The sequence below is a fragment of the Marinovum sp. genome (genome assembly GCF_034669705.1).
GTDB lineage: Bacteria > Pseudomonadota > Alphaproteobacteria > Rhodobacterales > Rhodobacteraceae > Marinovum.
Genome location: NZ_JAXMOR010000012.1, coordinates 59,604 through 82,498, shown reverse-complemented (window position 1 = coordinate 82,498; position 22,895 = coordinate 59,604). Strand labels below are relative to the sequence as shown.

The window sequence follows — 22,895 nt, the reverse complement described above, 5'->3', positions numbered from 1 at the left end:
AAGTGGAGTCCCTCCCATGCTCGACCAACAGACCGACCTCGCCTCCCTGCTGAACGATCCCGAGCTGATCGCCACCAAGGCCTATCTCGCCGGTGAATGGCGCGATGCCAAGGACGGCGCGACCTTCGACGTGACCAACCCGGCGCGCGGCGACGTGATCGCCAAGGTGGCCGACCTCTCGCGCGAGGAATGCGCCGAGGCGATCGACGCAGCCTATGTGGCGCAGAAGGACTGGGCGCAATGGACCGGCAAGGAACGCGCCACCGTGCTGCGCAAGTGGTTCGACCTGATGGTCGAACATGCCGAGGACCTGGGCAAGATCCTCACCGCCGAACAGGGCAAGCCGGCGGCCGAGGCCAAGGGCGAGGTGATGTATGGCGCGTCGTTCATCGAGTGGTTCGCCGAGGAGGCCAAACGCGCCTATGGCGAGACCATCCCCGGTCATCAGCGCGACAAGCGGATCACGGTGATCACCCAGCCGATCGGCGTCGCCGCCTCGATCACACCGTGGAACTTCCCCAACGCGATGATCACCCGCAAGGCCGGCCCGGCGCTGGCCTCGGGCTGTGCCTTCGTCTCGCGCCCCGCCGCCGAAACCCCGCTTTCGGCGCTGGCCTTGGGCGTGCTGGCCGAACGTGCCGGCATCCCGCATGGCGTGTTTTCGGTGATCCCCTCGTCGCGCTCGTCAGAGATCGGCAAGGAATTCTGCGAGAACCCCAAGGTGCGCAAGCTGACCTTCACCGGCTCGACCGAGGTCGGCCGCATCCTGCTGAAACAGGCCGCCGACCAGGTGATGAAATGCTCGATGGAGTTGGGCGGCAACGCGCCCTTCATCGTGTTCGACGACGCCGATCTCGATGCCGCGGTCGAGGGCGCGATGATCTCGAAATACCGCAACAACGGCCAGACCTGCGTCTGCGCCAACCGGATCTACGTGCAGGCCGGCGTCTATGACGCCTTTGCCGAGAAACTGGCCAAGGCGGTCTCCGAGATGAAGGTCGGCGACGGCCTCTCGGGCGAGCCCTCGGTCGGTCCGCTGATCAACGAGGATGCGGTCAAAAAGGTCGAGGACCATATCGCCGACGCCAAGTCCAAGGGCGGCACGGTGATCCAGGGCGGCAAGCGCCACGAGCTCGGCGGCACCTTCTTCGAGCCGACGGTGATCACCGGCGCGACCAAGGAGATGGTGTTCTCGCACGACGAGACCTTCGGCCCGATGGCGCCGCTCTACAAGTTCGACACCGTCGACGAGGTGATCGAGCTGGCCAATGACACGATCTTCGGGCTGGCATCCTATTTCTACGCCAAGGACCTGAGCCGGGTGACCAAGGTGCAGGAAGCGCTGGAATACGGCATGGTGGGCGTGAACACCGGGTTGATCTCGACCGAGGTGGCGCCGTTCGGCGGGGTCAAACAGTCGGGGCTGGGCCGCGAGGGCAGCCGCCACGGGATGGATGAGTTCATGGAGATGAAGTACATCTGCACTTCGGTGTAAGCCACGGCCTCCGGGGTTGACGCCCCGGAGGCGAAATCTCCTGACGCAAGTCGGGCCAGCGGCTGGCCGGTGCCGCTCCGACAGGCTTGGCTGCCACTTTATCCCAGCAAACTCCGCAGAACCTCTGATCTATGCGCTTGCCGCAGCCCGTCACGCCAAAGGCGTGCCACTCTCATCGGCGCACCTTCGGTGCGACGGGGCGGGCAGCCGCTGGCCTCTCGCACTTTGCTTGCAAAGTGCTGTCGGCAGGCGTTTGCCCTGCAGACGCCGAGAGACCGGCGGGCTGCGCCCTTGTTCCGGGACTGGACACCCCGTCCCGGACTTGATCCGGGACCTCTGACGCCAGCAGCCTCTCAATCCAGAGCGGGTCAGGCGGCCACCAACGCCCCGGTCCGCGTTTTCTGTGCCTGCCCGGCCACATAGACCTCTGCCACCGACCGGTCATCGCCCATGATCTGCAGGATGAAGAGCTCCTCCGACAGCGTCTCTGCCGCCTCGGCCCTGAGCGCCATCGCCGGGGTGGCAGCAGGGTTCAGCACCACCACGTCCGCCTCGGTCCCAGCGTCAAGCGTGCCGATCCGGTCCTCAAGCCCCAGCGCCACTGCGTTGCCGCGGGTGATCCAGTGGAAGGCTGCCAGCGGATGCAGCTTCTGGCCCTGCAACTGCAGGATCTTGTAGCCCTCGTTCAGCGTCTGCAGCATCGAATAGCTGGTCCCGGCACCCACATCCGTGGCGATCCCCGCCGCGATCCCCCGCGCCCGCAGCCCGGCATCGTCGAACAGTCCCGACCCCAGAAACAGGTTCGAGGTCGGGCAGAACACCGGCTTGGCCCCGGTCTCCGCCAGCACGGCGACCTCGCGCGGCTCGAGATGGATGGAATGGCCGAGCAGCGTCCGCGCGTGCAGCAAGCCATACTGCTCGTAGACGCCAAGATAATCCGGCGCCGCGGGGTAAAGCGACCGGGTAAAGGCGATCTCGTCGCGGTTCTCGCTCAGATGGGTCTGCACATGGCAGCCGGGGTGTTCGGCCACAAGAGCACCGGCCGCCTCGAGCTGTGCCGGGCTCGAGGTGATGGCAAAGCGCGGGGTGATGGCATATTCTGCCCGCCCGCGTCCGTGCCAGCGCGCGATCAGCGCCGTGCTCTCGTCATAGCCTTGCTGCGCCGTGTCGGTCAGCCCCTCCGGCGCGTTGCGGTCCATCATCACCTTGCCGCCGATCATCCGCATGTCGCGGCGCGCGGCCTCGGCAAAGAACGCCTCGGCGGATGCGGCATGCACCGAGCAGAAGGCCACCGCCGTGGTGGTGCCATGACCGATCAGCAGGTCGTAAAAGCGCGTCGCCATCGCCGCGCCGTGGGCCGGATCTGCAAAGCCGGTCTCGGCCGGAAAGGTATAGTCGTTCAGCCAGTCCAGCAATTGCGCCCCCCACGACGCGATCACCTGCACCTGCGGGAAATGGATGTGGCTGTCGATGAAGCCGGGCATCAGCAGGCAGGGCCGATGATCGACAAGCCGCGCCCCCGGCGCCAGGGACGCAACCTCGGCGTAATCGCCCATCGCCTCGATCAGCCCGCCGGCCATCAGGATCGCGCCATCGGCGTGATAGCTGTAGGCGGCGGTGTCGCTCTCGTCCTGCGGTGCGGCGTGGAACGTCAGGACCCGGCCGCGCAGCAGCGTCTTGTCACTTGTCTGAAGCATCGTCTCTGTCTCATCTCTCAAAGGGGCGCGGGCCCTGCCGGGGAGAGGTGGCAGGACCCGCACTGTGGCGACCGCGACGGGCCGTCTACTCGGCGGGCGTTTGCCCGGGTGCCAGCGGCAGCTCCTCCTCGATGCGGTCCTCCGCGGTGTGGAAACGCGGGTAGATAAAGAGGAAGCCGGCGGCGATCAGGTAGCCCATGGAGACCGGGTTGAAGTCCGGCCAGTGCAGGCTGGCGCCGTGGATCACGCCAAAGAGCGACATCCCCGCCGCCGCCAGCGCAAAGCCGCCGGCATTGCGGAACCGCCCGTCAATCACCGAGGCCACGATCGCGCCCCAGATCAGCCCGGTCAGGATCGCACCCTGCGAGAGCGCCAGGTGGCCCTGGAAATGCGCGCCCTGCTGCAGCAGCGCTGCGGTCAGCGCCTCGTCGCCCAGCCGCGGCAGGCCCTCGACACCCGAGGCCCCGAGCGCACCCATCAGCGAGCCCCATTTGACCATCAGGAAGGCCGAGACATGCGGCATCATCGCGATGGTCACCGCCGCCATATGCGCAGGCTTCACCGATTGCGCGGTGTTGGTGATCAGCGAGAGCGCCACGAAGACCAGCACCGGCGCGGCCGCGGCCACCGGGATCAGGTCGTTAAGGAAGGCCAAGAGGCCAAAGATCGCCGCCAAGGGGATCACCACCGCCACGCCGATGATATAGCCGGCATGCGCCCCCATCCGCTTGTAGGCCGGATGGCCGATATAGGCAGTGGTCGGGAACGGCGAACCGAAGAGCGCGCCGATCATCGTGCCGACGCCATCGGTGACCTGACAGGTGGCGACCGGGTAGTGATCGCCCGCCGCCTCGGCGCTCTCGACGTTGTTCATGGTCTCAATGAAGTTGTAGATCTGCACCGGTACCAGCACGAGGAACAGTTCGGGGTTGGCAAACAGGTGCTGGATGCCGGCGATCAGGTCACCGACATAAGGCACCGGCGGATAGAAGCCGACACCGGCAAAGCTGATTTTCGCCTCGCCGATCGACAGCGCCACCAGCGTGCCGACGATCAGCGCCAGCAGGCCCGCGGGGATGTTGAACGGCAGGCGGAACCGGCCGACGAGGCCCCAGAGGATGATGATCATCGAGGCAAAGCCCACGAACGGGTTCTCGAAGACAGTTGCCAGCGGCACGGTGCCGATGAACACCAGCGCGATGCCGCAAAGCGTGCCGAGCATACCGGCGCGCGGGGTCACCCGTTTCAGCCACGGGCCGACGATGGCGCCCATGGCGGCGACGATGCCGCCCATGAAGCCGGCGCCGATGCCCACCTGCCAGGCCAGCACCGGGTCATTGGTCGCCCAGTAGATCGGGCCGATGACGCCGAACAGATAGACGAACATCACCGGCGTCGAGATGCCATAGGGCAGCGCGGTGACATCACGCCCGGTCTTTTCCGCCGCGCGTTTCGCCAAAGCCACATAGACCGCGATGCCGGCGATGATCGCCACCGCGGCGCCCGGCACGATGCGGCCAAAGACGATTTCGGCCGGCATCTGGAAGACAAACTGGCAGACGCCCGCCAGCACCATCAGGTTGATCAGGTTGTCGGTGAACAGCGCCCAGAAGGCGCTGAAATCGCTGCGCGACACCAGCTTGTACGTGTAACTCCCATCCCGCATCGGGACCTCCTCCTTTGAAAGCATCCCCCGGCCTCTCCTCCGTGGCCGGGACACGCGCTATTGCGCCGCGATCAGCGGTGCAGCGCCCCGAAGCGGGGCCGTTTCGGCAGTCTCGGCGGTCAGCGCCGCGATCACCTCTGCCACCACAAAGGCGGCGATCACGGCGGGCCGCTTGTCGCGGCTGCCGCCTGCCCCGATGGGGCAGATCAGACGGTCAATGCTCAGCCCGTCGCAGTGTTTGAGGCACCAGCTGCGGAACCGGGCCCGCTTGGTGGCGCTGCCGATCAGCCCGACATAGCCCGCGTCGCCGCGCTCCAGCGCCGCCGAGGCGAGCAGGAAATCGAGCCCGTGGTCATGGGTCAACACGATGAAGGCGCTGCCCGGCGGCGCGGTCATGATGTCGATCTCGGGGATCGCGCTCTGGCGGGTCTCGACAGCGGCGGTGTTCAGCGCCAGTTCCCCGGCGCGCTGGTCGATCAGCACGCAGTTGACCGGAAGATGCTGCAACAGCTTGGCCAGCTCGCGCCCCACATGGCCGGCACCGAGGATAAAGACCGAAGGCTCCGCCGCATCCTGCGCCTCGGCCCGGCGCAGCGCCGCCCGACGGTCGCTCTCGCGCATCCGCTGCAGCGAGACCTCGACCCGACCGCCACAGCACTGGCCGATCTCCGGCCCCAGCGGTACGTCAAGCACCTGCGCCAGATCGCCCGAGGCCAGCAGCGCGCGGCCGGCCTCGATGGCGATATGCTCGAGCTGGCCGCCGCCGATGGTGCCAAAGAGCGCCTCGGGGCCGACATACATCTCGGTTCCCGCCGCGCGCGGCGAGGAGCCTTTCACCCCGGTCAGCCTGACCCGCGCCACCGGATCGGCGGCGAGGAAATCGCGGAGTTTCGCTGTGATCGGCATCACACCGCCCCCCGCAACCGCTCCACCGCCATCAGCACGCGCTCTGGCGTGGCCGGCGCATCGAGGCGCGGGCATTCGCGATAGTCGGCAACGCTCGCCACCGCCATCGACAGCGCCTCAAGCACCGAGATGCCCAGCATGAAGGGCGGCTCGCCGACCGCCTTGGAGCGCTTGATGGTGCGCTCCGGGTTCACCGACCACTGGGCGAGATCGACGTTGAAGATCCGCGGCGCGTCAGAGGCCAACGGGATCTTGTAGGTCGAAGGCGCATGGGTGCGCAGCCGGCCTGCGTCGTCCCACCACAGCTCTTCGGTGGTGAGCCAGCCCATGCCCTGGATGAAGGCGCCCTCCACCTGACCGCGATCAAGCACCGGGTTCAGCGAGCGGCCGACGTCATGCAGGATATCGGTGCGCTCGACCTTGTATTCGCCGCTCAAAGTGTCGACCGAGACCTCGGAACAGGAGGCACCATAGGCGTAGTAGTAGAACGGCCGCCCCTTGCCCGCCGCGCGGTCCCAGTGAATGTCGGGCGTCTTGTAGAAGCCCGCCGCCGAGAGATGCACCCGCGCCATATAGGCCGCCTTGATGAGCGCGTCGAAGCCCATGACCTCTGTGCCGACCCTGACCGCATTGGGCAGGAAGGCGACCTCCGTTTCGCTTACACCCCAGTGCTCGGCGGCGAAGCCCACCAGCCGCGCCTTGATCTGCTGCGCGGCATCGAGCGCCGCCATGCCATTGAGGTCCGACCCCGAGGACGCCGCGGTGGCCGAGGTGTTGGGCACCTTCTCGGTGGTGGTCTTGGTGATCTTGATCCGGCTGACATCCACCTGAAAGGCATCCGCCACCACCTGCGCCACCTTGGTGTTGAGCCCCTGCCCCATCTCGGTGCCGCCATGGTTCAAATGGATCGAACCATCCGAGTAGACATGGATCAGTGAACCGGCCTGATTGTAATGGGTAGCGGTAAAGGAAATGCCGAATTTCACCGGCGTCAGCGCGATGCCGCGCTTGATGAAGCGGTTCGCGGTATTGAACGCGAGGATGTCCTTGCGCCGCCCCTGATAGTCAGCGCTTGTCTCCAGTTCGCCCACCAGCCGCTCGAGGATATTGTCGGTGACCTGCTGGTGATAGGGCGTCAGGTCGCGGCCCTCATCGCCATAGAAATTGGCCTTGCGCACCTCCAGCGGGTCCTTGCCCAGCCTGTAGGCAATCTCCTCGATCATCCGCTCCGCGGCGACCACCCCCTGCGGCCCGCCAAAGCCGCGAAAGGCCGTGTTGGAGACGGTGTTGGTCTTCATCGGCCGTGATGTCAGGCGCACATGCGGATAGAAATAGGCGTTGTCGGCATGGAAGAGTGCGCGGTCTGTGACCGGCCCGGAGAGGTCCGAGGACCAGCCGCAGCGGGCGGCGAACTGGCTCTCGACCGCCTGGATGCGGCCGCTGTCGTCGAAGGCCACGTCATAGTCGATGACGAAGTCGTGCCGCTTGCCGGTGGCGGTCATGTCCTGATCGCGGTCGGGGCGGATCTTGACCGGGCGGTTCCATTTCTTCGCCGCCAGCGCCGCGACGCAGGCAAAGAGGTTCATCTGGCTTTCCTTGCCGCCGAAGCCACCGCCCATGCGGCGCACATTGACCGTGACCGCGTTCGACGGCACGCCAAGCACATGCGCGACCATGTGCTGCGCCTCGCTCGGGTGCTGGGTCGAGCAATGCACCACCACGTCGTCATCCTCGCCCGGAATGGCAAAGGAGATATGCCCCTCGAGGTACATGTGATCCTGCCCGCCGACGTTGAGCCGGCCCTGCAGGCGATGCGCCGCGCCCGCAAAGCCCGCCGCCACGTCGCCGCGCTCGAGCTTCAGCGGGTCGGTGACATGCGGGTAGCCGGCGTCGATGGCGGCCACCGGGTCGAGCGCATGCGGCAGCGCCTCGATCTCCATTTGCGCCAGTTCGGCGGCACGGCGGGCGGCATCGCGGGTTTCGGCCACCACCGCAAAGAGCGGCTGGCCGTGAAACTCGATCCTGTCGGTGGGAAACACCGGCTCGTCATTGCGGCCGGTGGGCGAGATGTCATTGGCGCCGGGAATGTCCGCGGCCGTCAGCACCCCGATGACGCCGGGGGCGTCGCGCACCGCGCTCAGGTCGAGCGATCTGATCGCCGCATGGGTGACATTCGAGACGCCGAGATAGGCATGCAGCGTGCCCACAGGCTCGGCGATATCGTCGCAATATTCGGCGCGGCCGGTGACATGCTTGATGGCGCTGTCGTGGCGCAGGTCGTGGTGAACGGCGCCCTCGATCTCGTCGCGGCTGGTGATCTGGTCTTTCATGATGGTCCCTCCCTTACGCCACGGCCAGCCGGACGGGCGTCTGCCCCGCCTGCTCGTGGTAGAAGCGGCGCAGCAGGTTGGCGGCGGCGGCGGCGCGGTATTCGGCGCTGGCGCGCCAGTCGGTGAGCGGGGTGAAATCATCGGCCAGCGCCCGGGCCGCGGCCTCGAACGCCGGTTCGTGCCAGGCCTGACCCACGAGTGCAGCTTCCGCCGCAACCGCCCGCCTCGGCGTGGCGGCCATGCCTCCGAAGGCCAGCCTGGCTTCGCTGATCCTGCCGTCCGCCACCGTCACGCGAAAGCCTGCGGCCACCGAGGAAATGTCCTCGTCGCGGCGTTTGGATATCTTGTAGGCAGCGTGGCGCTGACCTGCCTGCGAAAGCGGCAGGCGGATCTCCTCGACGAACTCGCCGGGCCTGCGGTCCTGCTTGCCATAGTCGATAAAGAAATCCTCGAGCGGCAGGGTGCGGCGGGTGTCGCCGTGGCGCAGCACCACTTCGGCGCCCATGGCGATCAGCACCGGCGGGGTGTCTCCGATCGGCGAGCCATTGGCGATATTGCCGCCGATGGTGCCCATGTTGCGCACCTGCCAGCCGGCGATGCGGTTCCAGTACTCGGCCAGATACGGAAAGCGCTCGGCGATCACCGGGCCGAGCTCGGAATAGCTGACGCCGGCACCGATGCGCAGGGTCTCGCCCTCGGTCTCGATCCGGCGGAGACCGTCGAGATGGCCGATGAAGATCGCCGGGCCGATCGGCTTGAGAAACTTGGTGACCCAGAGGCCCACATCGGTGGCGCCAGCCACCACCGTGGCCTGTGGTTGCGCGGCATAGACCGTGGCGAAATCCTCCACATCCGCCGGCAGGATGGCGCGGTTGTCTGTTGGGCCGGTCTCGACCCTTGCGCCGTCGCGCAGGGTTTCGAGCGCCGCGGTCACCCGGGTGCGTTCCTGTGTCAGCGCATCGGCACTTGGGGTGCCGTAGCGGCTGACGGCCACGGCGGCGCGGATGATCGGCGCGTAACCGGTGCAGCGGCAGAGGTTGCCCTGGATCGCGGTCTCGACCTGCTCGGGGCTGGGCTCGGGGCATGCCATCCAGAGCGCGTAAAGCGACATCACGAAGCCCGGCGTGCAGAAGCCGCATTGGCTGCCGTGATGGTCGACCATCGCCTGTTGCACCGGGTGCAGCGCGCCGTCGGACCCGCGCAGATGCTCGATGGTCACCACGTGGCAGCCGTCGAGCGTTGCGAGGAACCGGATACAGGCGTTGACCGCCTCATAGCGCAGCACGCCCTCCGCGAGCCGCCCCACCAGCACGGTGCAGGCGCCGCAATCGCCCTCGGCGCAGCCCTCCTTGGTGCCGGTCAGGCGCCGGTCGAGGCGCAGGAAATCAAGCAGGGTCTGCGAGGCGCCGACATCGGGCAGCGCGACCTGCCTGCCGTTGAGCAGAAAACGGATCTGGTTGCGGCTGTGCATCTCATTCCTCCCGAAGCGTGCATGGCTCTGGGATCGGTTCTACGCCTCTTCCCCTTCAACGAATACGGGCACATTCGACAAATACTTTATACAGATCGTTGATAATGCCCGGCGATGGGCGTTACTGTGCGCGTGATCCCCCAGCGCGAGCCCTGCCCATGCCCTATGTCGAAAGCCTGCGAGTCTTTGTCCGCGTGGTGGAACTGGGCTCGATCACCTCTGGCGGGCGCGACCTGCGGTTGACGCCGGCGGTGGCCTCGAAGCGGATCAAGGAGCTGGAGCGGCATCTGGGCGTGCGGCTTTTCAACCGGACCACGCGGTCGCTGACGCCCACGGAGGTGGGCCGGGTGTTCTATGACCACGCGCGTCAGGCGCTGGCGGCGCTCGACGAGGCCGAGGCGGTGGTAGCGAATTTCTCCGACACGCCGCGCGGGGTGATCCGGGTCACCGCGCCGCTGGTCACCGGCCGGCGGATCATCGCGCCCTTGGTGCCGGAATTCACCGATCTCTATCCGGACTGTCAGGTGCAGATGCGCCTGTCTGACCGCGCCGTCGACATGCTGGGCGAGCGGCTCGACGTGGCGTTCTTCGTCGGCATCCCCAAGGAATCCGGCCTGACCCTGCGCAAGATCGCCGAATGCGACCGGGTGCTCTGCGCCGCCCCGGACTACCTGACGCAGCGCGGCGTGCCCGAGGGGCCTGACGATCTGTTGCGGCACAATTGCCTGCTGCTGCGCTACCCGCGCTCGCCGGAGTATTTCTGGGTGCTCGAGACCCCGGCCGGGCCGCGCAAGCTCGAGGTGGCGGGTCAATTCGACGCCGACGACAGCGACGTGTTGATCTCCTGGGCGCTGGCCGGCCGTGGGATTGCCAATATCCCGCGGTTCCTGATTGCAGCGGAGCTGGCCTCTGGGGCGCTGGTCGAGGTGTTGCGGGAAGTGCCGCCGAAGCCGTCGATCTTTGGCTGCCTTTATCCGCACCGGCGGTTGCAGGATCCGAAGATCCGGCGGTTCGTCGAGTTCATGACCGAGCGCTGCCGCGGACGTGTCGCGGGGTGAGAGCGGGCCTCGGGGGCGCTGGCCCCGCCGCGGCAGGCCGCGCCCCCCGGGAACATTTTCGACCAGATAAAGCCCTGGGGGGTGTCTTGGGTCAGCCGGGGATGATTTCGAACTTCATCACGTCGACCATGCCACGGTCGGTGATCTTGAGCGCGGGGATCACCGGGAGGGCAAGGAAGGCGAGCTGCAGGAAGGGCTCTTCGAGGGTAACGCCAAGGGTTTTGGCGGCGTCGCGGAGCTCTACGAGCTGCCGGTGGACCGTCTCGAAGGGGGCGAGGCTCATAAGGCCGGCGACCGGCAGCGAAAGCTCGGCGAGAATGTCGCCGTCTCGGGCGACGACGAAGCCGCCCTCGATCTCCGACAGGCGGTTGGCGGCACGCGCCATGTCGGCGTAGTCCATGCCGACGCAGGCGATGTTGTGGTGATCGTGGCAGACGGTGGAGGCGATGGCGCCGGCGGTGAGGCCGAAGCCGCGCACGAAGCCGGTGGCGATATTGCCGTTCTTTCCGTGGCGCTCGATGACTGCGATGCGGGCCAGATCGCGGGCGGCATCGGGACGCTTGTCGCCGTCCGCGATGGCGATCTCTTCCGACAGGTGATCGGTGATGATCTTGCCTTCGATGATGCCGATGACATCGGTCGCGCTGCGATTGCCGGTGCTGCGGAAATCGCCGGCCTCGACCTGTGGCGCCTTGACCGAGTTGCGGCCGACCACCTCGATGGTGTGACGCGCGGCGAAGGCTGCGTCGGTGACGTCCCGACCGGCGCAGAACACCCGGGCGGCGCGGCAGTCTTCGAGGCTGTCCAGCGCCACGATATCGGCACGCAGGCCGGGCGCGATGAGGCCGCGATCCTTCAGCCCGAAGGCTTCGGCGGCCGAGAGCGACGCGGCGCGGTAGGCGGCGAGCGGGGCCACGCCCTTTTCGATCAGCCGGCGGATCATGTAGTCGAGATGGCCGTGTTCGGCGATATCGAGCGGATTGCGGTCGTCGGTGCACAGGCACATGTAGGCAGAGGTGCGCTCGGTCAGCAGTTCGGCCAGCGCCTCAAGATCCTTGGAGACCGAGCCTTCGCGGATCAGCACCCGCATGCCCTTCTGCAGCTTTTCGCGCGCCTCGGCGGCGGTGGTGGCCTCGTGCTCGGTTCGGATGCCGGCAGCGATATAGGCGTTGAGGTCGCGGCCAGACAGCATCGGGCAATGACCGTCGATATGGCCGCCTTCGAAGAGCCGCAGCTTGGCCATGGCGCGCGGGTCGCGGTGGATCACGCCGGGATAGTTCATGAACTCGGCCAGACCGATGCCGGAGGGATGGTGCCTGACCGCTTCGAGATCCGCGGCCTCGATCTGCGCGCCGGCGGTTTCCATGTCGGTCGAGGGCACGCAGGAGCTGAGCTGCACGCGGATGTCCATCAGCGTGTGCTCGGAGGCCTGCTGGAAGTAACGGATGCCGTCGAGACCGATGACATTGGCGATCTCATGCGGGTCGCAGATCGCGGTGGTGACGCCGCGCGGCGCGACGCAGCGGTCGAACTCGAACGGCGTGATCAGCGAGCTTTCGATATGCAGGTGGGTGTCGATGAAGCCGGGCACCAGGGTGAGGCCGGAGACGTCGACCACCTCGCGGCCCTCGTAATCGGCGCCGATGCCGACGATGCGGTCGCCGCAGATCGCGACGTCGCCGGCGATCCTCTCGCCGGTGACGAGGCAGAAGACCTGGCCGCCGCGCAGCACCGTGTCGGCCGGTTGATCGCCGCGGCCTTGCGCGATGCGGGTTTCGAGATCGGTCATGGCGGCCCCCTGCTCTGGTGTTGTGATTCCGGTCGAGATCATAGGGCGGCGCGGCTGGGTGTCACGCGGGAAGCTGTGGTGGAGGGGGCTGGGGTTTTGTTTGGCTTGCGATGAGGTCCCGGCTCGGGGGCCGGGACGGTGGGTGTGTGGCGTGAGGTCCCGGCGCGGGGGCCGGGACGTGTGGGGGGATCGGGCCGTTACTTGACGGCGTCGAGCTCGCCGCTGTCGATCTGCTCCTGTTCGATCGACTCGAAGAGCGCCTTGAAGTTGCCCTCGCCGAAGCCGTCATCGCCCTTGCGCTGGATGAACTCGAAGAAGATCGGGCCAATCACGGTCTTGGAGAAGATCTGCAGCAGGATCCGCGTCTCGCCGCCGTCGACCACCCCTTCGCCATCGATCAGGATGCCATGTTTCTTCATCCGGTCGAGCGGCTCGTCGTGGCCCTTCACCCGGTCCTTGGAGAGCGTGTAGTAGGTCTCGGGCGGGCCGGGCATGAACTTGATGCCGCGCGCTGCGATCTCGTCGGTGGCGTCATAGATGTCATGCGAGCCGACCGCGATGTGCTGAATGCCCTCACCGTTGTACTTCTTGAGGTAGGCCACGATCTGACCGGTCTCGCCGCGGTCCTCGTTGATCGGAATGCGGATGCGCCCGCAGGGCGAGGTCAGCGCGCGCGAGAACAGCCCGGTGAACTTGCCTTCGATGTCGAAGAAGCGGATTTCGCGGAAGTTGAACAGGTTGCCGTAGAAATTGAACCACTTGTCCATGTTGCCCTTGAAGACATTGTGGGTCAGGTGGTCGAGGTAATAGAAGCCCACGCCGCGCGGCTTGGACTGCGCGATCCACTCGAATTCCTCGTTATAGGGCGAGGTTTCGTAATACTGGTCGATGAAGTAGATCAGGCTGCCGCCGATGCCCTTGATCGCCGGCACGTCCATGGTCTTGTCATCGCCCTCGTAGGGCTCGGCGCCCTTGGCAATCGCATGGTCGAAGGCGTGCTGAGCGTCGACGACACGCCAGGCCATGGAGGGCGCGCAGGGGCCGTGCTCTTCGACGAACTTCGCGGCAAAGCTGTTCGGATCGGCGTTGATCACATAGGTGATGTCGCCCTGCTGCCAGAGCTCGATCTGCTTGCTCTTGTGGTTGGCGACATGTTCGTAGCCCATGCGGCCGAAGAGATCGCGCAGCTGCTGCGGTTCGGGATGGGCGAACTCGACGAACTCGAAGCCGTCGGTTCCGGCCGGGTTGTCTTCGGTGATGGTTGATTTCGGTGCGTCATGCGGGAAAGGACCCATGGTGCTTCTCCTCCTGTATTTCTCTTGGCCCGACGATAGCGCCAGTCCGGCGGGGGATGTGCGCGTTCTGAGGCATGCGACGCTTCACTTTCGCGGCGATCCCGCGCAATATGGCTCACAAACGCGGAGATCACGCATATGCTCGATTCCACCGACCGCAAGCTCCTTGGCCTCTTGCAACAGAACGCCCATCTCACCGCCAGCGATCTGGGCGAGGCGCTCAACCTCTCGGCCAGTCAGGCCGGGCGCCGGCGGCAGAGGCTCGAGGCCGAGGGCTATATCCGCGCCTATGCCGCCAAGCTCGACGCGGCACGGCTGGGGCTGGGGGTGCAGGCCTTCGTGCAGGTGCAGATGGCCAGCCAGCGGCCCGAGGACGCGCAGAGCTTTGCCAGGCTGCTCACCACCCAACCCGAGGTGGTCAGCACCTGGACGCTGACCGGCGATGCGGACTACCTGCTGCGGGTCTATTGTGCCGATCTGGCGGCGCTCAACCGGCTGATCCACGAGGTGCTGTTGCCACATCGCGCGGTGGCGCGGGTGCAGAGCCAGATCGTGATGGACCAGCTGAAACACGACGCCCCGCTGCCGCTGTGAATGTCTTCAGGGGAAAAGTGGCGGCAGCGCGCCAGTGTCGCCTTGTTCAACCCGTGCCGCGCCTGCACAGTAGGGCGACTTAACGGGACAGGACATCATGGAAAGCTTTCTCCTGCAGGCCTCGATCTTCCTTGCCGCGGCGGTGATCGCCGTACCGCTGGCGGCAAGACTGGGGCTGGGATCGGTGCTGGGCTACCTCGCCGCCGGCATTCTGATCGGCCCGGTCTTTGGTCTGGTGGGCGGGCACGAGACCCAGGAGCTACAGCATTTCGCCGAGTTCGGCGTGGTGATGATGCTCTTCCTGATCGGGCTCGAGCTCGAGCCGCGGGCGCTCTGGGACATGCGCCACAAGCTGGTGGGTCTCGGCGGGCTGCAGATCGGGCTGTCGACCGTGCTGATCATGGTGGGGGCGATGGTGCTGGGGCTGGTCTGGCAGGTGGCGCTGGCGGTGGGGCTGATCTTTGCGCTGTCGTCAACCGCGATCGTGCTGCAGACGCTGAGCGAGAAAGGCCTGATGCAGACCGGCGGCGGCCGGTCGACCTTTGCGGTGCTTTTGACCCAGGATATCGCGGTGATCCCGATGCTGGCGCTTTTGCCGCTGCTGGCGGTGGTGCCGCCCGCCGTGATCGCGCCCGACGGGGCGATCACCCTGCCCGCCAAGGAGGCCGAGGATGCCGCCCATGCCTCCATGTCGCTGGTCGAGGGGTTGCCGGGCTGGGGCGTGACGCTGGTGACGCTGGGCGCGGTGGCGGCGGTGATCCTCGCCGGCATCTATCTGGTGAGGCCGCTGTTTCAGTTCGTCCATACCGCCCGGCTGCGCGAGCTCAACACCGCGCTGGCGCTGCTGATCGTGGTGGGCATCGGCACGCTGATGAACATGGTGGGCCTGTCGCCGGCGTTGGGCACCTTCCTTGCCGGGGTAGTGCTGGCCAACTCGGAGTTCCGTCACGAGCTGGAAAGCGACATCGAGCCGTTCAAGGGCCTGCTGCTGGGACTGTTCTTCATCACCGTCGGGGCCGGCATCGACTTTGGCACGCTTTTTGCGGCCCCCATCAAGATACTCGGGCTGACGCTTCTGGTGATTGCCGCCAAGGGCGCGGTGCTGCTGCTGCTGGCGCTGGTCTTCGGGCTGCGCGGCCGCAACCGCTGGCTGTTCACCCTGGGGCTGGCGCAGGCGGGCGAGTTCGGCTTCGTGCTGATCTCCTTTTCCGTCAGCCAGAGCATCCTGCCGGTGGGCCTGTCGCAGACGCTTTTGCTGGTGGTGGCGCTGTCGATGCTGATCACCCCCCTGCTCTTCATCCTCTACGAGATGCTGTCGCGGCGGATCTCCGAGCTGGGCGAGGCCTTCGAGCCTGACGAGATCGACGAACAGGGACCGGTGATCATCGCCGGCATCGGCCGCTTCGGGCAGATCGTCAACCGGCTGGTGCAAAGCTCGGGCTTCAAGACCGTGGTGCTCGACCACAACATGAAGACCATCGAGCTGATGCGCCGCTTCGGCTTCAAGGGGTTCTACGGTGACCCGACGCGGCCAGAGTTGCTGCATGCGGCGGGGCTGGCCGAGGCGCGGGTGCTGGTGGTGGCGCTGGACGATCCGGCGGCGACGTTGCGGCTGGTGAGCTTTGCCCGGCGCGAGCGCGCCGACCTGCATATCGTCGCCCGCGCCCATGACCGCACCCATGCCTTCACGCTCTACCAGGCCGGCGCCAATGACATCGTGCGCGAGATGTTCGACAGCTCGCTGCGCGCCGGGCGCTACGTGCTGGAAAACATCGGCCTGACGGAATACGAGGCGGCCGAGGCCGAGCGTGTGTTCTATCACCACGACCGCCATTCGGTGGCCGAGCTCGCCAAGCTCTGGCGCGACGATATCCCTTCGGTCGACAACGAGCCCTACATTGCCCGCGCCAAAGAGCTCGAGCGCGAACTCGAAGCGCTGCTACAGGCCCAGCTGCAAAAGGACGACGCCGCCTGAACCGGCTCATCCATCGCATGAAAAAGCCCGCGCAATCTCTTGCGCGGGCTTTCGAATTTCGATCAGCTGGCTGACGTCAGTCGTCGGGCTTTCAGGCCGCGCGTGACAGCAGCACCTCGTCGACCTGCTTGGCCGCGGCCACCTCGTCACCACCGGCGACGGCGGCAACTTCGCGGGTCAGACGCTCGAGCGCAGCTTCATAGAGCTGACGCTCGGAATAGCTCTGCTCGCGCTGCTCGTCGTTGCGGTGCAGGTCGCGCACCACCTCGGCGATGGAGATCAGGTCGCCGGAGTTGATCTTCTGTTCATACTCCTGGGCGCGACGCGACCACATGGCGCGTTTGACGCGGGCCTTGCCCTTGAGGGTGGTGAGCGCCTTCTCGATCACGTCGGGCGAGCTGAGGCTGCGCATGCCGATCTCTGAGGCCTTGTTGGTCGGCACCCGGAGCGTCATCTTGTCCTTTTCGAAGGAAATGACGAAGAGCTCCAGCGGGATGCCTGCGATTTCCTCCTTGTCGATCGACACGATCTGGCCCACCCCATGGGCCGGATAAACGACATAGTCGTTCGGGCGGAACTCGGATTTCTTCGATTTGGTCATGCAGTCCTTCCTCGCATGCTCCCACACCTCAAGCGACAAAAGAACCGGACGGGGATTTGCATCTCCGTTCCCGGTTTTCACATTGTCGCAATCAGACGAACAGGTGCAGACGATCCTGTTCTGAGTGAGAAGAGTAAATCATATGACAGGAATATAGCACAAAAAGGGTGCGGTTTCCAGCATATTTCCGTGATCAGACGGATTAGGCCCCTGTCGCTAAGGGGTTATATCGCGCAGTTGAGGTCAATTCCAACCGCTTTGACACGTCTGACCCGAATCACTGACGCAGGGTCAAGCGTTTTTGGCTCAGCCGCCCTCGCCGGGGGCCTCGGAGAAGTATTTCTCCAGCTTTCCCTCTTCGCCATCGCGTTCCTCGGCCTTCGGCAGCGGGTCCTTCTTGGTGATGATGACCGGCCACATCTCGGAGTACTTGCGGTTGAACTCGACCCATTTCTCCATGTCCGGCTCGGTGTCGGGGCGGATCGCGTCGGCCGGGCATTCCGGCTCGCAGACACCACAGTCGATGCATTCGTCGGGGTGAATCACCAGCATGTTCTCGCCCTCGTAGAAGCAATCCACGGGGCAGACCTCGACGCAGTCGGTGTATTTGCAGGCGATGCAGGCATCGTTGACGATATAGGTCATGGGACAGGACTTTCTTGCTGACGCGGGTGTTTGCTAATCCAGCCCGCCGGATCATTCAAGCGTGCGTCGGCGGTTAAGATCAAGGTTGCGGCGATCAAGCTTGGTCGGGCGACCTTTTCCTTCGTAAGCCGGATTCGCAGGCGGCCTGTCCTCCTTTGGCGGTTCAGGCGGTGACAGGTCCTCGTAGAGCGCCTGCGCTTCGGCGGCCGGCCCGCGCCGGGCCCCAAGCTCGAGGATGCGCACGATCCGCACCCGCTTGGCCTGGACAAAGGTCAGAACGTTGCCGGGGCTGATGGTGCGCCCGGGTTTCGAGACCCGGGTGCCGTCTACCCGCACCCCCTCGGTCGAGATGGTGCGGGCGGCCAGCGTGCGGGTCTTGAAGAACCGCGCCTGCCAGAGCCACTTGTCCAGCCGGAGATTGTCGCCCGACAAGGCTCAGTCCTTGCCCTTGAGCCCCATCAGAGCGGCGGCAAACGGGTTGTCGGGATCGATCCGATCCTTCTTGTCGGGACGCGACTGATAGGTCTTGGCCCCCTCGTCGCGCCGCGGACCCTTGCCCTTGGCGCCCTTCGGACCCTTGCCCTTGTCATTGCGACGGCCCTTGCCTTGCGGCCTGCCGCCATCCCGGTCGCCGCGCTGGCCACCCCGCGGCTTGCGTTCGCCGCGCGGGCCCCGACCCCAGGTGAAGGTGTAGAACACCTCCATTTCCGGACCGGCGTCTTCGGCGTCGGGGGTTTCACCCGGACGCAGCTCGCCAGCAGAGTCGTCGACCGCCGGGATCGGGTCCTCGTTGGCGGCGATCTCGGAAGGCGCCACGGTGGCCGCCGCCTCGGTACTGTCGGAGGCCTGGACCTCCGGCACCGCATCAGTGGCTTCGGGAATGTCTGGGGTCTCTGTCGGCGCGACCGGCTCGGCCTCGACGGACGGATCGATCTGCGGCGCGGCCTCGGTGCCCGGCGCCGGACCGGGCTGGGCCACGTCCATCACCGGGGTGTCGGGGGCCACCGCTTCGTCGGTCGCTTCCTCCAACACCACGGCGTCGGCGGGCTTCACCTTGGCGCGTTCGCCCTTCTCGGCACGGTAGCCAAGCCCCTGCATCAGGTCGGCAAACTGCTCCAGCGTCATGCCGGTGATCGACAGCATGTCGGCCTTGGCCTCAAAACCACCTCGGGTGTCCTCGGCGCGCAGCATGTCGGCAAGGCGCTCCAGCATGTCGATACGGATCGCCCGCGCCCCGGCCTTGCGATAGCCCGACATGGTGTCGGCGCCCTCTGGCGCGCCCTGATCCGACGGCACGGTGACCAGCCCCGGCGGCGGTGCCTCGGGGAAATCATCGAGCCCCTGCCAGATCGACCAAAGCACCAGCCTAAGACGGGTTGGCGCAGGTTTCAGCAGCAGCGGCATGAAGATGGTGAACTGTCCGAAGCGCACGCCATGCTTGCGCAGCGCGCCGCGGGCGTCCTGATCGAGCGCTTTCACGTCATCGGCCACCTTGGCGCGCGGCAACACGCCGAAGTTCTCGACCATCTGGAAGGCAAAGCCCTTGGCCAGACCGCTCAGCGCCTCGTCGCGGCCAAGCCCGACCAGCGGTTCGAACTGCGTCGCGATCTTGCGGTCGATGAAGTGCTGCAGCCGGCGCTGCACCTTCTGCGCCACGTCCGGGCCGGCCTCGTCATCGACGAAGCCCTTGACCTCGGGTTTCAGCGGATCGGCGCCCTTGACCAGCTTGCCCACCGCCTGATCGCCCCACATCAGGCCACCCTGCTCGGTAAAGTCGATCTCGGTATCGGGTGCATTGTAGAACCGGTCGGCCCGCAGGTGGAAATGCGGGGTCAGGGCCTGAAGCGACGCCGCCTTCAGCGTCTTGGCCTCCTGCCCTGTCGCATCCTTGTCCTGCCGGAAGCGGAACCCCTCAAGACGGCCGACGAATTCACCTTCGACAGTCACTTCACCGTTTTCGTTTACATCGGCCAAGAGGGCCTCCTTCTGTTTCAACCGCCGCAAGAGCACGGATGTGCGGCGATCAACAAATCTCTGGGTCAGACGGTCGTGCAGCGCATCCGACAGCCTGTCTTCTACAGCGCGCGTGACCCCGCGCCAATGGCTTTCGTCCGTGACCCACGCCTTTCGTTGAGCCACATAGGTCCAGGTGCGGATGTAGGCCAGACGTTTCGACAATGTGTCGATGTCGCCGTCGGTCCGGTCGATCCGCCGCACCTGGCGCGCCAGCCAGTCGTCGGGGACGCGGCCGCTCTCGTGCAGGTAGCCGAAGATAACCCCCAAGAGCCCCGCATGTTCCGCATGCGAGATGCCGCGGAAATCGGGAATGCGGCAGACGTCCCAGAGCAGCCGCACCGACTGCGGGCTTGAGGCGCGGGCAAAGACCATATCGTCCTGCGACAGGGTGCGCAGCGCGCGCAGGTCATCGGCCTCGCGCGCCTTGAGCAGGATCGGGTCCTCGGGTGGCCGTTCGAGCGCCGCGATCAGCCGGTCGATGCTGCCGAACTCGAGCGCCGCATTGCGCCATTGCAGCTTTTTCAGCGGGGTGAACTGGTGGCTGGTGATCGCTTCAACGGTGCCCTCGTCGAGCGGTGGCGCCTCGCCGGTCACGCCGAAGGTGCCGTCGCGCATCCCCCGCCCGGCCCGGCCGGCGATCTGCGCCAGCTCATTGGGGGCCAGAGGGCGCATCCGGCGGCCGTCGAACTTGCTGAGCCCGGAGAAGGCCACGTGGTTCACATCGAGGTTCAGCCCCATGCCGATGGCATCGGTGGCGACAAGGAAATCGACGTCGCCGTTCTGGTAGAGATCAACCTGCGCATTGCGCGTGCGCGGGCTGAGCGCCCCCATCACCACCGCCGCGCCGCCCTTCTGGCGCCGCAGCAGCTCGGCAATCGCATAGACATTTTCAATCGAAAACCCGACCACGGCGCTCCGGGCCTGCAGCCGACTTATCTTTTTCGAACCTAGATAGCTCAATTGGCTCATCCGCTCGCGGCGCATGAACTCGACACCGGGCACCAGCGCCGCGATTGGTCCGCGCATGGTGTCAGAGCCCAGAAACAGCGTCTCATGGGTGCCGCGCATGCGCAACAGCCGGTCGGTAAAGACATGGCCGCGCTCGGGATCCGCACAGAGCTGGATCTCGTCGATGGCGACGAAATCGGTGCCCATGCCCTCTGGCATCGCCTCGACGGTGCAGACCCAGTATTGCGCCCGCGGCGGCACGATCCGCTCTTCGCCGGTGACCAGCGCCACCACCCCGGGGCCGCGGATGCCGACGATCCGGTCATAGACCTCGCGCGCGAGCAGACGCAGCGGCAGGCCGATGATGCCGGTGCGGTAGCCCAGCATCCGCTCGATGGCGTAATGGGTCTTGCCCGTGTTGGTGGGCCCAAGGACCGCCACGGTCCGCTGTTCCATCGCCATCCGGTCACTCCCCGGGCTGTTGAGATTTTCAGATGTCGCGGCCGCGTGCTTCGACCAAGAGACGTTCGACGCCGTTCTGCGCCTCTTCGTCGTTGGGATGCAAGGCCAGGACCATTTCATAGCCGCGCAGGGCCCTCTGGGCATCGCCCAGCGTCTCGAAGATCACCGCCAGCCCGCGCAGCGCGCCGAAATGATCGGGATTGTGGCGCAGCGCCATTTCGAGGTCGCCAAGCGCCGGACCGATGCGATCGGCGTTGTAATAGGCCATGGCGCGCATGTGATAGCCTTCGGCGAAGTCCGGCGCATGGTCGATCAGCGCGGTGAAATGCGCGATTGCCGCCTCCAGATCGCCGACGTCCATCGCATCGCGGCCGCGTTTCAGCAGCAGGTCCATCGCCGCCGAGCCGCTTTTCGACCATTCCCGGCTGATATCGGTGACCAGCCGCCCGGCCTCTGCCGGTTCGGCCTCGCGCAGCTGCTGCAGCAGCGTCTCCATCTCGGCCGCGCGCCCGCCGGTTGGCAGGGAATACGTGACCAGAACGAGAAATGCCGCAACGCTACATTTGATGTGCTGTGGGATCGTGACCATAGTGACCTCAATGTAGCGCAGCGGGGCTGGAATACCACCCGCGAACACACAAGGGAGCGTGCAAATGAGTGATGTAGTGGCCGAGGCGGTCAAGGCGCTGAACGCAAAGATCGACGGCGGCTTTGACGGTACCGCGAAATTCGTCATCGAAGACGAGGGCGCGATCATGGTCGACGAGGCCGGCGCGCGGGCCGGCGACGAAGAGGCCGAGGTGACCATGACCGCCGATGCCGAGACCTTCGAATCGATCCTCGCCGGTGATCTCGACCCGACCTCGGCCTTCATGTCGGGCAAGCTGGCCGTTGACGGCGACATGGGCACCGCGATGAAACTGGGCCAGGCGCTGTCATGAGCGCCGCCACGCGATGAGCCTGAGGCCAGCCCCCTATTTCAAAGATCTGGCGCGCGCCCCTGCCGGCGGGCGCTGTGTCTGGCTGACGGCTGACGATGGCACCCGCATTCGGATCGGCCATTGGCCGAGCGGGGCCACGCCAAAGGGGAGCTTTCTGATCTTTCCCGGCCGCACCGAATATGTCGAGAAATACGGCGTGCTGGCCTCGGACCTCACGGCTCTGGGCTACGAGGTCGTCGCGGTGGACTGGCGCGGTCAGGGCCTGGCCGACCGGCTGCTGCCAGATGCCCGCGTCGGCCATGTCGATATCTTCGACGACTACCAGCGCGATGTGCGGGCGGTTCTGGCCGCCCTGCCGGCACTGGGCCTGCCAGAGCCGCTGTTCCTGCTCGGCCATTCGATGGGCGGCTGCATCGGGCTTCGCGCGTTGTGCAACGATCTGCCGGTCAGGGGCGCGGTCTTTTCCGGTCCGATGTGGGGCATCCGCATTGCCGGCGCGGCGCGCCCGGCCGCCTGGGCGATGGGCTGGACCAGCCGCAAGCTGGGGTTGTCGCATCTCTATGCTCCCTCGACCGGGGCCACCAGCTATGTCGCCACCGCGCCCTTCGCGGACAACGTGCTGACCCGAGACCGCGAGATGTTCGAACACATGCGCGCGCAGGTGCGGGCCCATCCCGAGCTGCAGCTCGGCGGCCCCTCGCTGCACTGGCTGCATGAGGCGCTGCGCGAATGCCGGGCACTGGCCGCGCTGCCGGCGCCCGATCTGCCCTGCATCACCTTTCTCGGCAGCAACGAGCGCATCGTCAGCGCGCCCGAGATCCACAGCCGCATGGCGGGCTGGCCGCAGGGGCGGCTCGAAGTGATCGAGGGCGGCGAGCACGAGGTGCTGATGGAGGGCGCCGATCTGCGCCGGCAGATCCTTGCCACCGCCCTCGCGCATGTGGACCGGGCCGGGGCCGGCGCGCGGGCCACCCCGGCCTGAGCCTCCCTTGAACCTTGCCCCCTG

Annotated in this window: 18 protein-coding genes; 6 read left to right on the top strand and 12 right to left on the bottom strand. The window is 66.2% G+C overall.

All coding sequences use genetic code 11. The features are described 5' to 3' along the window. The first annotated feature begins 16 nt into the window (after positions 1–16). Positions 17–1,495, top strand: coding sequence for an NAD-dependent succinate-semialdehyde dehydrogenase (locus VOI27_RS10715; RefSeq protein WP_323765333.1), 1,479 nt, complete (start codon positions 17–19; stop codon positions 1,493–1,495). A gap of 368 nt (positions 1,496–1,863) precedes the next feature. Here the strand turns inward: VOI27_RS10715 and guaD are convergent, their stop codons facing one another. The 5 genes from guaD to xdhA form a co-directional block, all read right to left on the bottom strand. Beyond that, positions 1,864–3,192, bottom strand: coding sequence for a guanine deaminase (guaD, locus tag VOI27_RS10710; RefSeq protein WP_323765332.1), 1,329 nt, complete (start codon positions 3,190–3,192; stop codon positions 1,864–1,866). An 85-nt stretch (positions 3,193–3,277) separates the two neighbouring features. Next, positions 3,278–4,858, bottom strand: a complete 1,581-nt coding sequence (locus tag VOI27_RS10705; protein ID WP_323765331.1) for a xanthine/uracil/vitamin C permease — start codon at positions 4,856–4,858, stop codon at positions 3,278–3,280. Positions 4,859–4,915: 57 nt separating this feature from the next. Continuing rightward, a complete protein-coding gene (gene xdhC / locus VOI27_RS10700) occupies positions 4,916–5,764 on the bottom strand; it encodes a xanthine dehydrogenase accessory protein XdhC (protein ID WP_323765329.1) in 849 nt (282 codons plus the stop codon). Next, on the bottom strand, positions 5,764–8,094 hold the full coding sequence (gene xdhB, locus VOI27_RS10695; RefSeq protein WP_323765328.1) for a xanthine dehydrogenase molybdopterin binding subunit: 2,331 nt from the start codon (positions 8,092–8,094) through the stop codon (positions 5,764–5,766). The genes xdhC and xdhB overlap by 1 nt, the downstream gene beginning before the upstream one ends. A gap of 13 nt (positions 8,095–8,107) precedes the next feature. Then, on the bottom strand, positions 8,108–9,565 hold the full coding sequence (xdhA, locus tag VOI27_RS10690) for a xanthine dehydrogenase small subunit (protein ID WP_323765327.1): 1,458 nt from the start codon (positions 9,563–9,565) through the stop codon (positions 8,108–8,110). A 158-nt stretch (positions 9,566–9,723) separates the two neighbouring features. On the opposite strand from xdhA, the gene VOI27_RS10685 reads away from it, so the two are divergent. Then, positions 9,724–10,623, top strand: a complete 900-nt coding sequence (locus VOI27_RS10685) for a LysR family transcriptional regulator (RefSeq protein ID WP_323765326.1) — start codon at positions 9,724–9,726, stop codon at positions 10,621–10,623. A 91-nt stretch (positions 10,624–10,714) separates the two neighbouring features. On the opposite strand, the gene ade is transcribed toward VOI27_RS10685, so the two are convergent. Then, entirely contained in the window at positions 10,715–12,412 is a 1,698-nt protein-coding gene (gene ade / locus VOI27_RS10680) for an adenine deaminase (RefSeq protein WP_323765325.1), read from the bottom strand. A gap of 197 nt (positions 12,413–12,609) precedes the next feature. Further along, positions 12,610–13,707, bottom strand: coding sequence for a 4-hydroxyphenylpyruvate dioxygenase (gene hppD / locus VOI27_RS10675; protein ID WP_323765323.1), 1,098 nt, complete (start codon positions 13,705–13,707; stop codon positions 12,610–12,612). 138 nt (positions 13,708–13,845) lie between these two features. Here hppD and VOI27_RS10670 point away from each other — a divergent pair, with 138 nt between their 5' ends. Continuing rightward, positions 13,846–14,301 carry an Lrp/AsnC family transcriptional regulator gene (locus tag VOI27_RS10670; protein ID WP_323765322.1) on the top strand — a complete coding sequence of 152 codons (456 nt, stop codon included), beginning with the start codon at positions 13,846–13,848 and terminating at the stop codon, positions 14,299–14,301. 97 nt (positions 14,302–14,398) lie between these two features. After that, positions 14,399–16,276 carry a monovalent cation:proton antiporter-2 (CPA2) family protein gene (locus VOI27_RS10665; RefSeq protein WP_323765321.1) on the top strand — a complete coding sequence of 626 codons (1,878 nt, stop codon included), beginning with the start codon at positions 14,399–14,401 and terminating at the stop codon, positions 16,274–16,276. Between the two features lie 91 nt (positions 16,277–16,367). Here the strand turns inward: VOI27_RS10665 and VOI27_RS10660 are convergent, their stop codons facing one another. The 5 genes from VOI27_RS10660 to VOI27_RS10640 form a co-directional block, all read right to left on the bottom strand. Beyond that, positions 16,368–16,877 carry a CarD family transcriptional regulator gene (locus tag VOI27_RS10660; RefSeq protein ID WP_323765320.1) on the bottom strand — a complete coding sequence of 170 codons (510 nt, stop codon included), beginning with the start codon at positions 16,875–16,877 and terminating at the stop codon, positions 16,368–16,370. Between the two features lie 306 nt (positions 16,878–17,183). Next, the gene (gene fdxA, locus VOI27_RS10655; RefSeq protein WP_323765319.1) at positions 17,184–17,522 is read right to left on the bottom strand and encodes a ferredoxin FdxA; all 339 of its coding nucleotides are present in this window, start codon (positions 17,520–17,522) and stop codon (positions 17,184–17,186) included. Positions 17,523–17,573: 51 nt separating this feature from the next. Beyond that, positions 17,574–17,954, bottom strand: coding sequence for an RNA-binding S4 domain-containing protein (locus tag VOI27_RS10650; protein WP_323765318.1), 381 nt, complete (start codon positions 17,952–17,954; stop codon positions 17,574–17,576). Positions 17,955–17,957: 3 nt separating this feature from the next. After that, positions 17,958–20,948, bottom strand: a complete 2,991-nt coding sequence (locus VOI27_RS10645) for a helicase-related protein (protein WP_323765317.1) — start codon at positions 20,946–20,948, stop codon at positions 17,958–17,960. 28 nt (positions 20,949–20,976) lie between these two features. After that, positions 20,977–21,537 (bottom strand): tetratricopeptide repeat protein, encoded by a 561-nt coding sequence (locus VOI27_RS10640; protein ID WP_323765316.1) that lies wholly within the window; start codon positions 21,535–21,537, stop codon positions 20,977–20,979. Between the two features lie 64 nt (positions 21,538–21,601). Between VOI27_RS10640 and VOI27_RS10635 the strand changes: the two genes are divergently transcribed. After that, positions 21,602–21,889, top strand: coding sequence for an SCP2 sterol-binding domain-containing protein (locus VOI27_RS10635; RefSeq protein ID WP_323765315.1), 288 nt, complete (start codon positions 21,602–21,604; stop codon positions 21,887–21,889). A 13-nt stretch (positions 21,890–21,902) separates the two neighbouring features. Further along, positions 21,903–22,871, top strand: a complete 969-nt coding sequence (locus tag VOI27_RS10630; RefSeq protein WP_323765314.1) for an alpha/beta hydrolase — start codon at positions 21,903–21,905, stop codon at positions 22,869–22,871. Positions 22,872–22,895: the final 24 nt, after the last annotated feature.

What these genes read in the sequence shown, in the direction of transcription:
- xdhA (WP_323765327.1), bottom strand. Translation starts at nt 9,565, where the DNA reads ATGCACAGCCGCAACCAGATCCGTTTTCTGCTCAACGGCAGGCAGGTC.
- VOI27_RS10685 (WP_323765326.1), top strand. Translation starts at nt 9,724, where the DNA reads ATGCCCTATGTCGAAAGCCTGCGAGTCTTTGTCCGCGTGGTGGAACTG.
- VOI27_RS10630 (WP_323765314.1), top strand. Translation starts at nt 21,903, where the DNA reads ATGAGCCTGAGGCCAGCCCCCTATTTCAAAGATCTGGCGCGCGCCCCT.
- VOI27_RS10715 (WP_323765333.1), top strand. Translation starts at nt 17, where the DNA reads ATGCTCGACCAACAGACCGACCTCGCCTCCCTGCTGAACGATCCCGAG.
- VOI27_RS10660 (WP_323765320.1), bottom strand. Translation starts at nt 16,877, where the DNA reads ATGACCAAATCGAAGAAATCCGAGTTCCGCCCGAACGACTATGTCGTT.
- VOI27_RS10665 (WP_323765321.1), top strand. Translation starts at nt 14,399, where the DNA reads ATGGAAAGCTTTCTCCTGCAGGCCTCGATCTTCCTTGCCGCGGCGGTG.
- xdhB (WP_323765328.1), bottom strand. Translation starts at nt 8,094, where the DNA reads ATGAAAGACCAGATCACCAGCCGCGACGAGATCGAGGGCGCCGTTCAC.
- VOI27_RS10705 (WP_323765331.1), bottom strand. Translation starts at nt 4,858, where the DNA reads ATGCGGGATGGGAGTTACACGTACAAGCTGGTGTCGCGCAGCGATTTC.
- guaD (WP_323765332.1), bottom strand. Translation starts at nt 3,192, where the DNA reads ATGCTTCAGACAAGTGACAAGACGCTGCTGCGCGGCCGGGTCCTGACG.
- ade (WP_323765325.1), bottom strand. Translation starts at nt 12,412, where the DNA reads ATGACCGATCTCGAAACCCGCATCGCGCAAGGCCGCGGCGATCAACCG.
- VOI27_RS10645 (WP_323765317.1), bottom strand. Translation starts at nt 20,948, where the DNA reads ATGGCGATGGAACAGCGGACCGTGGCGGTCCTTGGGCCCACCAACACG.
- VOI27_RS10670 (WP_323765322.1), top strand. Translation starts at nt 13,846, where the DNA reads ATGCTCGATTCCACCGACCGCAAGCTCCTTGGCCTCTTGCAACAGAAC.
- hppD (WP_323765323.1), bottom strand. Translation starts at nt 13,707, where the DNA reads ATGGGTCCTTTCCCGCATGACGCACCGAAATCAACCATCACCGAAGAC.
- xdhC (WP_323765329.1), bottom strand. Translation starts at nt 5,764, where the DNA reads ATGCCGATCACAGCGAAACTCCGCGATTTCCTCGCCGCCGATCCGGTG.
- fdxA (WP_323765319.1), bottom strand. Translation starts at nt 17,522, where the DNA reads ATGACCTATATCGTCAACGATGCCTGCATCGCCTGCAAATACACCGAC.
- VOI27_RS10635 (WP_323765315.1), top strand. Translation starts at nt 21,602, where the DNA reads ATGAGTGATGTAGTGGCCGAGGCGGTCAAGGCGCTGAACGCAAAGATC.
- VOI27_RS10640 (WP_323765316.1), bottom strand. Translation starts at nt 21,537, where the DNA reads ATGGTCACGATCCCACAGCACATCAAATGTAGCGTTGCGGCATTTCTC.